The sequence below is a fragment of the Bradyrhizobium sp. 132 genome (assembly GCF_023074185.1).
Classification (GTDB): domain Bacteria; phylum Pseudomonadota; class Alphaproteobacteria; order Rhizobiales; family Xanthobacteraceae; genus Bradyrhizobium.
Genome location: NZ_JADPKY010000146.1, coordinates 72,223 through 82,484 on the forward strand (window position 1 = coordinate 72,223; position 10,262 = coordinate 82,484).

At 56.5% G+C, this 10,262-nt stretch carries 10 protein-coding genes; 6 read left to right on the top strand and 4 right to left on the bottom strand.

Annotated elements, in window-relative coordinates:
- Positions 1 to 5: 5 nt before the first annotated feature.
- Entirely contained in the window at positions 6 to 1,415 is a 1,410-nt protein-coding gene (locus IVA74_RS32190) for a patatin-like phospholipase family protein (RefSeq protein WP_247351002.1), read from the bottom strand.
- Between the two features lie 1,240 nt (positions 1,416 to 2,655).
- On the opposite strand from IVA74_RS32190, the gene IVA74_RS32195 reads away from it, so the two are divergent.
- Positions 2,656 to 2,862: a hypothetical protein gene (locus IVA74_RS32195; RefSeq protein WP_247351004.1), complete on the top strand. Its 207-nt coding sequence runs from the start codon at positions 2,656 to 2,658 to the stop codon at positions 2,860 to 2,862.
- A 657-nt stretch (positions 2,863 to 3,519) separates the two neighbouring features.
- Here the strand turns inward: IVA74_RS32195 and IVA74_RS40820 are convergent.
- Entirely contained in the window at positions 3,520 to 4,119 is a 600-nt protein-coding gene (locus IVA74_RS40820) for a Crp/Fnr family transcriptional regulator (RefSeq protein ID WP_247351005.1), read from the bottom strand.
- 276 nt (positions 4,120 to 4,395) lie between these two features.
- Positions 4,396 to 4,632 (bottom strand): PilZ domain-containing protein, encoded by a 237-nt coding sequence (locus IVA74_RS32205; protein WP_247351006.1) that lies wholly within the window; start codon positions 4,630 to 4,632, stop codon positions 4,396 to 4,398.
- A 624-nt stretch (positions 4,633 to 5,256) separates the two neighbouring features.
- Between IVA74_RS32205 and IVA74_RS32210 the strand changes: the two genes are divergently transcribed.
- Positions 5,257 to 5,421, top strand: coding sequence for a hypothetical protein (locus tag IVA74_RS32210; RefSeq protein ID WP_247351007.1), 165 nt, complete (start codon positions 5,257 to 5,259; stop codon positions 5,419 to 5,421).
- Positions 5,422 to 5,663: 242 nt separating this feature from the next.
- Here IVA74_RS32210 and IVA74_RS32215 read toward each other — a convergent pair whose 3' ends face one another.
- Positions 5,664 to 6,176, bottom strand: coding sequence for a septal ring lytic transglycosylase RlpA family protein (locus IVA74_RS32215; RefSeq protein WP_247351008.1), 513 nt, complete (start codon positions 6,174 to 6,176; stop codon positions 5,664 to 5,666).
- 1,375 nt (positions 6,177 to 7,551) lie between these two features.
- On the opposite strand from IVA74_RS32215, the gene IVA74_RS32220 reads away from it, so the two are divergent.
- The 4 genes from IVA74_RS32220 to IVA74_RS32235 all read left to right on the top strand — a co-directional run bounded on the left by IVA74_RS32220 (position 7,552) and on the right by IVA74_RS32235 (position 9,826).
- Positions 7,552 to 8,487 (top strand): DUF5996 family protein, encoded by a 936-nt coding sequence (locus IVA74_RS32220; protein ID WP_247351010.1) that lies wholly within the window; start codon positions 7,552 to 7,554, stop codon positions 8,485 to 8,487.
- Positions 8,488 to 8,709: 222 nt separating this feature from the next.
- Positions 8,710 to 9,054 (top strand): PAS domain S-box protein, encoded by a 345-nt coding sequence (locus IVA74_RS32225; protein ID WP_247351012.1) that lies wholly within the window; start codon positions 8,710 to 8,712, stop codon positions 9,052 to 9,054.
- A gap of 31 nt (positions 9,055 to 9,085) precedes the next feature.
- The gene (locus IVA74_RS32230) at positions 9,086 to 9,514 is read left to right on the top strand and encodes a PAS domain-containing protein (protein WP_247351013.1); all 429 of its coding nucleotides are present in this window, start codon (positions 9,086 to 9,088) and stop codon (positions 9,512 to 9,514) included.
- Between the two features lie 105 nt (positions 9,515 to 9,619).
- Positions 9,620 to 9,826: a hypothetical protein gene (locus IVA74_RS32235; RefSeq protein ID WP_247351014.1), complete on the top strand. Its 207-nt coding sequence runs from the start codon at positions 9,620 to 9,622 to the stop codon at positions 9,824 to 9,826.
- Positions 9,827 to 10,262: the final 436 nt, after the last annotated feature.

Genomic DNA, 10,262 nt, shown 5'->3' on the forward strand with positions numbered 1-10,262 from the left:
TCTGCTTACTTTGGCTTGGCGCCACTAGCCGCCTTCTTTAGAGCCGCATAAGTACGATCTCGCAGATCTAACCAATTCGCGTCGTGCTGTGGATTCTCGTTTATGAAAATGGGCTTGAGCAGCTTGCCGTCTTTAATATTCGCCTTAATCTCGTTTTCCGCTTTGTTAAATGCGTCGATTGCTTGTTTGGCGGCGGCGTATCCCAGCGTTATCGAATTTTCGAGATTGCTGTGATTCCATTTGAAATTGATGTGCCCCGGCACGTGAATCTCGATGACTACGCCTCTCCAAGGTTTTTTCCCGTTCTTCCCGTCCGCGGCTGGCTTGTCGAGCATCCCGCACTCGACTGCTTTCTCGAGTATCCCGGCTTCGGCTGCTCTGTCGAGTGTGTGCGCCTCTTTGACGTGATATTTGAAAAGCTTGACGTCATCCTCGCCGACCGTTGCCGCAAACAGTTGGCAGAGATTTGCTAGCGCATCGTGAAGATTTTCCGGCCTGCGGATTTGCTTCGCATCGACGATCCGGCTCACCCAGATTTCTTCCAAATCGGGGTGCTCCTCGAGCAAGCTATCGAAGTTCACAGTATCGACTAACGCCCCTTCGCAATATGTAACTTGGTCGATCTCAACCGTCCCTTCGACGAAGGGAAGAGACGAACACGCACACAGGCTGCGTGAGTCGATAGCTCCCTTGTACTGCTTTTTCTCGTCCTCCTTCATCCGACGATTGGAAAACAACGCCAGCTTCTGTTCGTCGAGATTCCAGGCGTTGTGATAGATGTGTGGCATTCGGTCCTTTTTCAGCTCGCCGAAGTTTATGCTCTTCATAAACTCGCTATCCGGATAGTTGATCCTGGACAGGCCGTTGACTTTGGACAAGTACATCAGAGAGGTGAGGTATCGGACGAATGGATTAGGTGCGAGCACCTCATTGAGTATCCAGTTGTTGATGTCTCCTTCGCGCCATTCCTTGAAGGGTTCTTCACCACGAGGCAGACGGTTGAACCAAGCGGACATGGTGCCCTGGATCTGTTCCATCATCTTGTACGGTTGCCATCGGAAATCACTGTAACTTTTGGGATCGGTGACGAAGTCCTGGAAGGCCTTGATGTTGGCGTTCCAATCCGCCCCGAATACGGTGTTTATGGGGAAACGCTTATAGCCTTCATCGTCCCGAAACACGCCGTCCCTGAAGAATTCATAGGTCAGTTCGGCTCTGCTTTTGTTTTCTTTTTTGATTCTTTCTTCATTGAATTGATTGTGGACGATGCCAACCCAAGCGCCGATACAGGACAACGCCCACACATCAGACTCATCGTCGAACGTCTTGCCGTCATCTGCAAGCGCTTTCAGAACCCCGATGTGTAGCCCTGCTGCCGGTCCGCCGCCGCCGAGCGTAATCGCTCTCTTCACCATTGGTTCCTCCATCTAATTTACTTGTGGCTTATTCTCCGATCAAGTTTCTGAATTCCGTGAAGAGAAAGAGATTAATCGTTTTCGGGATCATTGGAAAGCGCAGTTGACGTCGACATTCGACGCTTTCTCGGACCTGCGCATCGCACTAACGCACCTCCGCTGAGGGCGCGGGCTTGCGTATCGCGCGCGGTCACAATCTGACACGCGTGCTGAACATCGTCGGAATGAAACCGCTGCTGGCAGCGGTGAGGGCGTGATACGGGCGCGGCGCGCCCCGTTGCGGTTCATGGGGAGCGTAAAAAAGAGCTCGAACTTGCCTCAGGATGAGTTCTGGCCGAGCGGCCGTCAAACCTGCCAAAATTGATCGGACTGCGGCAGCCTGAGTTCGACCGCGCCGATCCCGCGTCATGCAATAGTGTTTTTATTCCACCAAGATGCGATAGGTGCCATTCCGAGATTGGCCGTACACGGTGTTGCACAACGGCCCGGTGAATGGCCGAGCAGAGGCCTGTGGGACCACAGCGCTGGCCCGGAACGACATTGTGTATACAGAGCTGCCCGTTCTGTTTTGCCGAGCCGGATGAGCAGGCAAATGGCTTCAGCCACTCGACCCCAATATTATCCGTTTGCTGTCTCTGCGCTGAGTGATGAGGTAATTAACACAGAGGCCGCGAACACCACCAAGAATGGCTTGCGCCTATCTGACAGCGCCGTTTGCTTGTCCGGTCTCATCACCACTATCATTGAAGCTCTTGGTGATGCAGTGTGACAAACCCGATACTCGCCCGTATCGTCAGCTCTGGGTTCGGAGCTCGGCTAAACCAGCTGGTAGGCGGTGAACCCTCTGTTGACGGGGCCGCGGCGACTAGCGCCAGGAAAACAGTCAGGGCTTCTGTCGGTTCTGAAGTTAAATTCTCTAGATTTGATTTGTAAAGGCAAAAATCAGAAAAATATATCGCCAGTTTATTTGATTCGTTATATTGATATTTATTGGATGTGCGGAGCGCGCCGCGTATTCGGATTTACAAAAAACTGAACGACAGAATTGGAAACTCAGTGCCAGCGCAGCGCCGACAGCCGAGCGCGACTCAAACAGCGGATAGCTCAGCCTGTAAGAAGGAACAACGTTAGGCTCGTCTAGATGCGAGCGTCGAACGGGTGGCCAACCTGTACTCGTTTGAATGCCGGCCGTCGCGCTCCTTAGTTTAACGCCTCACTGCCAAACCAAACGGAGGGTAAGATGAAGAGTGCGCTGGCGATCATTGCTGTTGCTTCTCTCTTTGTTTCGTTTTCGTTGGAAGTAAAGGCGCAAACCATGCCGCCCGCTAGCGGTGCGGCAAAATCCAAGGCGCCGGTGGCGCAACCAGCGAAGGGCGCGGCCGCGCAGAAAAGGATGATGACCACCTGCACCCCCCGTCAAAAAATGTCCGGAGCAGCCTGCTCGTAACAAGCCGAAGGCCGCCGACTTAGGCGGCGGCCCGCTAGAGCGGAAACGAGCGGTCGGGCCACCGATCGTCGTGCTTGTCCACTACTCCCCTTGGTTCGCGGATTGGGAAGCCACGGCTGGCTTTTCGACAAACGGTCGGGCCGCGTATTCGCCAGCGCAGGCGGGCCGACTAGCATGGTCTGGCCACTACAACCATGTTCGAACGTAGCGTTGCTCGCGATGACGAATTGCTGCTCGCGGTGCTTCAGCGCGAGTGGAGATTTAGGGGTATCGGTCGGTACAGTTGTGGCCGTTGCGCGTAAACAGCCGCACGGCTTTGAAACACGCGCCCGCGAGCCGCAGCACATCGCGGCCCGCAGTCGCTCAAGCTCGTCAACAATGAAGCCGGGAAATTGCATTAAGTGGAGAGCTGACGAACGCGGAGCAAGATACCGGCTGTCCCTTTTGAAAGCAGTCGTGGTCTGCCAGTCGGATTGCGACAAAAAAGGGCAGGAGCTGCGGATTATTCGGACCGGCAGCTTACGTGGCGCCAACCTTGCGCTCGGCGTCCGTCAGAATACCTCGATCAAGCCACGATTCATGACCGGCCCGAGCTGCAGAGTTGTTTTTATCCGCTAGCCGGCATCCGGCGCTAAGTCAGTATTTGCTCGGACGTTACTATAACCCGAAGCCAGCTTTGGTGATCTTTGATCCTCCACTTGGGTTTAGCTGATGCAGATATTCAGGGCTGAACTCGGCTACAGCTTGCAGTTTCTGTGCGCGGAGCAGAGTAACGGTGTGGTTTTCCCATTCGCTGAGGCCCAAAGCCCTGAGTTCCTGGATGGTCCTGTTCACGTGAACTACTGAAAGCCCACATGCATCGGCAACACCTTGCTGGGTGAGCGGAATCCGGAAGCTGCCGTTGTCCGCCAGCCCGACGAATTCCATGCGAGTGGTAAGCTCGCAAAGAAGATGCGCGAGTCGACCTAAGGCTTGGCGGGCTCCGAGATTCTCAACCCATTCGCGATAGATGGCAGCCTGTATCAGCGTTTCGCGCCAAAAAGCGTGTGTAAGTCCGAGAGAGTCGGTCATCATCTCTCTGAGAGATGAATGGGGCACAGCGGCTATCGTCGAATTGCCTATGCTGCAAAGATCACAATCCGCGATCGGCAAATGCAGGGTAGGCAAGTCGGGCATGTCCCCAGCCAGGTAGAACGAGGAGATCTGATTTCGATCATTCACCACTCTTTGCCGAGCTAGAAAGCCGTCGATCACCACGATGCAGCTGCTGGGCTTGCCCCGTCAGGGCAGCAGGCGTTGCCGCAATATCATTTGGCAAGCGATCCTCGTAGCGGCTCAGCATGCGGATTTAGTCGATCTGCTAGGTCTCTCAAGCCGCCCGTGATCCCTCCTGACGCGCCACAATGACCCAGTAAACTACTGTTTCTCGAGATGCGCATTGCGGATTTCAATCTTGATGCGAGGCTACCTCTCACAAAAGTCAGCGCTTTGCCCCAAGATCTTCCACCTGCATCCGCATGAGTTGGTGGCGCATCAATAGAATGCGACGGCGATACGTTTTTCTTTACGCCAGACGACTGAACAGCGACGTGGGCCACCGTCCGGAATGACAGTCAGCGCGAATTCGTCCGGAATCTTTTCATCTCCTGCAACATCAAGGGCGGCACCGTATTCAGAGATGCTGCGAATCAAGCAATTTGCTTTCGAGCGGCCGAAGCTGATTGAGCCGGACTTTGGGATGCGTGTCGAATGAGAACTGTTCTGCTCCATAATTTTTCTCCGAGTAAAGGGTTCGCCCCGCAGAGCGCAAATCGATTGTCGTCGGGCACCTACGGCGATCAAAAAAGAGTTCGCTAGAATCTCGGGACCCGATTCAATCTTAGCGCCTTGAATTAAACTACAACAAAGACTGTTACACCAAAGATGCAATTAAATCGAATTAAATCGACGGCGGATGGTCTATGACGAATGCAAAATGGCTGCACCAGTGCAAGCGGCGCTTAAGATAGCTCATACAGCCGTCGGTTATTTATCTCGATCCCGCGGGGCACTTGTCAGTCTCTGCGGCCGCCGACGGGGACCGGACGGGGTCGATGCGGGTTGCTGAGACCGCGCTACTTTGCGCGCTTGCGCGAGATCGTGAAAAGCGTCGACGCAAGCAACATCGCGATGACCAAAGAATATCGCATGCTCCTATCTCCGCCGGTTAACTCGGACGATACATCAAAACGCTGGACGGCACGCTATATTGGCGCACCCTAGACTGCTCCGGACCGCAGAGTGCCCATACCCGCACAGTTTCTCGCGCAGGTGGCCGGAGTCCGTTGTGCATCACAAGCCGCCGATCACGGCCAAGATGGGAGACTTCCGCTTTGCGTTGGTAGGCCGACGTTTATGAGTACACGTCGTAGCTTCACGGCTTCCGGCGCCGCTGCGGGGTTCCTCAACAGCGGGCGCATGACTTCGATGCTGGTGATGCTGTTTTCCAATCCGGGCGGCAGCGGCATCAATTCGGGCGCCGCATCGTTGCAGGCCGGGCAGGGGTCGCCTGCGCCGTAGAGCCGCCAACGGCATCGCGTTGCCCGACCGGTACGGAGAACATCGCCTCTATCAGCGCGGCCAGGCTCATGCCGCCGACCACCATGCCTCGTGCAGCTTCGTCGCCGTGAGTTAGCTGGAGGGCGGTCACGATGACCGCAATAGCGTCAGGGTTTCTTAGAGGCACGGCAGGTTCAGACCCAAAGGCGGACCGCTGATGTAAGGGGCGGGGTTGCTTATTTTCGCAACTCGATGGACGACTGCTACAACACCTCAGCACGAACCTGAGCCACGCCACGATCCGTAATCCCCAAGGTGCGCGCGGCGGCGAGCGAGAGGTCGAGGACGCGGCCACGAACCCATGGTCCGCGGTCGGTGATCCGAACCACCACCGACTTATTCGTCTCAAGATCAAGGACTCGGACTCTCGTGCCGAACGGCAGACGGCGGTGCGCCGCGGTTAGTTGATTCCGATCAATCGATGAACCGCTCGCTGTCTTGCCTTTGGAATACGAATAGTAGGAGGCTTTTCCGGAAAAGACTCGGTTGAAAGATTGAATGCCCGAACGATCATTCAAGGGCTCTTGTCTGTTCGGAGGTTGCGCTTGCGGCTCATCCTTCTTTATCTGATCGAGTCCTTCAGGAGCGGGCTCCGCGTGAGCCTTTGGAATGATGGACCATCTGTCATTGAATGTTTGCCCGACAGCAGGGGTCGGGTGAAGCCCCGTCCAAGCGCAGACTGTTGCAATCACGATCATTCCAGAAAACAGACGCATGATCGACCTTACTAAAGATCACAAGACACAAGAACAATGCAAACTCCTGAGGCGCGTTCCGGGCATGTGCGGGAATCCTGTGCCGAGAGGTGATAGCATACCGATAGTTGAGGATGTGTTGCACGGCGCAGCGTGGACGCAGTGCAGCAAGCAGACAGCCCGCTGCAACGCATCACGTTAATTGGCGAGCAGTTCTAGAGCTCTCTGGCGAAGTGAGCGTCGACACCGCGTGTGCGTGCAGGCGATCCCGCCAGGTCTGCTCCTCGCGATTCGGCTTGACGCGTGCAACCAGAGCGTTTGCGATTTTTTTTTGATGTCCTCTTCGAACTTCGTGCGAAGGCTGAGGTTTACGGAAAATGTCCGTAAGCGTTACGGCTTGCGCCGGGTTGGAACGTTCAACGGCGTCATTCGAGCAATCAAACGACGGCTAGCGTGACTTCTTGAGCGATGAGCTGCAATCTTGACTGCGTGAACAGCCGAGTTTGAGCGTGGGCAAGCCTTCGCGCATGGAGGCCAAACGCGTAGTCGAGGAGTACCTGTGCGATCTGCGGGAGATCATCAGGAAGCTCCGTGGGGGCTCAACTGAGCGAGCCGCTCTTGACGGACGCCCCGCCACGGGAGTCTGATCGGCCGGATGAGGCCCACATCAGCACGATATCGACGAGCTCGCGCGCGTGGAGCGCATCTGCCTCGATAATCCCCAATTATCAAGGGTCAGAGGATCACCGCTCCGCCGAACCTCATTACAATGGCTCGTATTTTTGTGCGCGTCGACCAAAGCTACGGTTGGAAACCGCGGTCGTTACGCTTCTTTCGCGCGCAAACATCTACGACTTGTCTGAAAGGGCAGGGAGGCTTCATCTAGCATCAAGCTCATCCTTGATCGCGCTCCGTCGAGGAACGCCATGCTCGATCCGACTATGGTCGTCGCCGCCAGCGGCAGCCACTTGCGGCTGTACGACACAGCCTGGTCAGAGCAGGTTGTCGCCTGCTCCCGCGTCGCACGGCGGCCGTGTGAATCCAACCGTTGGATGCTCGAGAAGGACGGTTCTCCCCGGCAAGGGTGCGTCTTGCGTATACGATTAGCAAGATTCGCCCGCCAAAGGTCGCCGTGTCTTGATTTAGTGACAAACCGGAATAGGCTCGCGAGCCAACTCTTAGTTCCAAGCCTGACCAAAGCCGACAATGGGAATTTGGCGCATGATCGCTTGGCGCCACAAGGGTCTTCGGTGCGACGTGGCGCAATATGGCGTCACAATGGGAGACCGGCCCTATTCGCGTTTCTTCGTCTGGCCTTGAGCAGCGAAGAGACCTCGCCTCATATCATTTCGGTGCTGTGTGACCGACCGGATGAAGCTTAGTTGGAGGAAGCACTGTGAACGCAAACTGGCCATACATCCCGTTCGAGCAGTGGCGCGAGACATGTTCCGCGCTCCATATCTATTCGCAGATCGTGGGTAAGTACCGACTTGCACGAGCGCCTTGGCTCAACCATTCCTGGCATGCGACCCTGTACGTCAATACACGCGGCTTGACGACTTCGCTGGTACCGGACGGGGCCGGCACTGAGATCACCCTTGATCTCCGGAAACATGTCGTCATCGGAGAAGCAGCAGACGGACGGAGAGCTGAGCTTCCGTTAGGACCAATGTCCGTGGCTGACTTCTATGTACATTTCCTCGAACTCGTTCGGGGAATTGGGGGCACGCCGGAGCTTCACGACCGACCCAGCGAGGTGTCAGCGCCCATCCCCTTTCGCGATGATCGGCAAACCAGGCCCTACGATGCTGCAGCCGTGACAAGGTTCTTCGAGGCGCTGGTGCTCGCCAACAATGTGTTCACCCGATTTCGAACCGGCTTCATCGGAAAGGCTAGTCCGGTTCATCTCTTTTGGGGCAGCTTTGATCTAGCGGTCACGCGCTTCTCCGGACGCCGCGCGCCCCTACATCCGGGTGGCATTCCGGCTTTGCCGGACGAGGTGACCCAAGAAGCATACAGTCATGAAGTCTCGTCGGCGGGTTTTTGGCCGGGCGGCGGCAGCACGGATTTTGCGGCCTTTTATTCCTATGCCTATCCCGCTCCTGCAGATTTTGCGGAGGCTAAGGTGATGCCCGATGGGGCGTACTTCGACCCGAAGCTCGGGGAATTTCTTCTGCCTTACGATGTCGTCAGACAATCGGCTGACCCAGAAGTAGCGCTGACGGCCTTCCTGGAGAGCACCTATCGCGCTGCAGCCGACCTCGGTCATTGGGATCGTATGGCCCTCGATTGTCTCACCGGCTTACCCCGCCGACCGCGACCATTAAGCTAAGCGGCCCGACGGCGCGCCGACGAGGTGCTTGAACAGCTTGGTCGCCATGTCGGCCTTCTGAACCGCCCGGGTCTCTGCCACAGGCTGCGAGTTCGCGGAACTATACATTATCAGCACGGTTGACTGGTGTTCCCCAATCGGAGCCCGCTTTTGCAAAGCCCTCAGTCAAAACTTGACGGGATCGGAGATACTGCGCGACTTCAACTGCTTATCGGCGGAATCGTGGACGATGCCATCTACATGATCGACGTCGACGGCACGGTGCGCAGCTGGAACTCTGGTGCGCTGCGGTTGAAGGGTTACACACCCGACGAAATCATCGGAAAATCGTTTGCTTCCTTCTATACGCCGGAAGATCGCGCCAAAGGGCTGCCGCAGCGGGCCTTGAGCGTCGCCGCGCAAACAGGCCGTTTCAGCGCCGAGGGCTGGAGAGTTCGCAAGGATGGCGGTCGTTTCTGGGCATCGGTGATCGTCGATGCGATCCGAAATGAAGGCGGTGAACTGATCGGGCAAGGTCACACGAGACATCACCGAGCGGCAACAAGCCCACCAAGAGCTTCTCAATAGTGAGCGGCGCTACCGCCAGCTGATCGAGGCCGTGGTCGATTACGCGATCTTTCAGCTCGATCCGTTCGGCAACGTGACAACCTGGAATCCCGGAGCGGAGCGTATTAAGGGATACGCGCCGCCGGAGATCGTCGGTCGGCATTTCAGCGCTTTTTATACTCCCGAGGACATCGAGCTTGGTGTGCCAACACGTGCGCTTTCTGAGGCGGCAGAGCACGGACGCTTTGAAGCGGAAGGGTGGCGTCTGAGAAAAGATGGCTCCCGCTTTTGGGCGTCGGTCATCATCGATCGTATCACGGACGAATCCGGAAACATCGTCGGGTTTGCAAAAGTCACGCGCGACGTTACGGACCGGACGAGCTCAAGCACGTTCAGGAGCAACTCGCCGCATCTCAAAAGCTGGAAGCGGTTGGGCAACTCAGCGGCGGGATCGCGCACGACTTTAACAATCTGCTCATGATCGTCATTGGCAATCTGGAAACAGCTGAACGGCACGCCAAGTTGCCCGGAGCCAATCTGAATCGGGCGCTCGAATGCGAAACGAGGCGCGCAGAGAGCCGCGGCGTTGACCAGTCGCCTGCTTGCCTTTTCGCGCCGACAGGCGCTCGATCCCAAGCCGATCAACGTGAACAACTACATCAATGGTCCGCAGGAATTCCTCCAGCGTACGCTCGGAGAGCGCATCGAAGTCCAGACCGTCGGAAGTGCGGGTCTATGGCATATCGAGGCCGACGCCAATCATCTGGAGTCATCGCAGACGAACCTTCACTGAGAGAAATCGAGGTGCCGACATCAGCAGCGGCTGGTGATGACCGCAATGACCCGTTGAGGTCGCAGGTCTGATCAATAGTTGACGCGCTCAGCAAAATTGGGCCAGCAGCCGCTGGGATGACTAGAGCTCGGTCCCGGCAGGCGAGTTAATGTTGCTGGACATTCTCTCGGGTCGAACGGCGGCTCCGCTCCGGTGCAGCGCAACCGAATAGATTCGTTGCATGAGTCCGGAAGCGGCCCATCGCGTTTGTTGGCACACCCCAGCGACATGTCCGGAGCGAGAGGTAGAGCGGAAGTCGTCCCACTCGGGGTCCGACCGCCGCTTGTGACCCGGAGCAGAAGTGAGGGCGTTAGCAGTCGAGGTCAGAAAGTGACCTGCACCGATGGTCAACAGGTGGTATAGTCGTTTGGTCGTCGTCCTCAGACAGCTAAGAGGA

Coding starts and splice junctions, on each gene's coding strand:
- IVA74_RS32190 (WP_247351002.1), bottom strand. CDS start 1,415: ATGGTGAAGAGAGCGATTACGCTCGGCGGCGGCGGACCGGCAGCAGGG.
- IVA74_RS32195 (WP_247351004.1), top strand. CDS start 2,656: ATGAAGAGTGCGCTGGCGATCATTGCTGTTGCTTCTCTCTTTGTTTCG.
- IVA74_RS32205 (WP_247351006.1), bottom strand. CDS start 4,632: ATGGAGCAGAACAGTTCTCATTCGACACGCATCCCAAAGTCCGGCTCA.
- IVA74_RS32210 (WP_247351007.1), top strand. CDS start 5,257: ATGAGTACACGTCGTAGCTTCACGGCTTCCGGCGCCGCTGCGGGGTTC.
- IVA74_RS32215 (WP_247351008.1), bottom strand. CDS start 6,176: ATGCGTCTGTTTTCTGGAATGATCGTGATTGCAACAGTCTGCGCTTGG.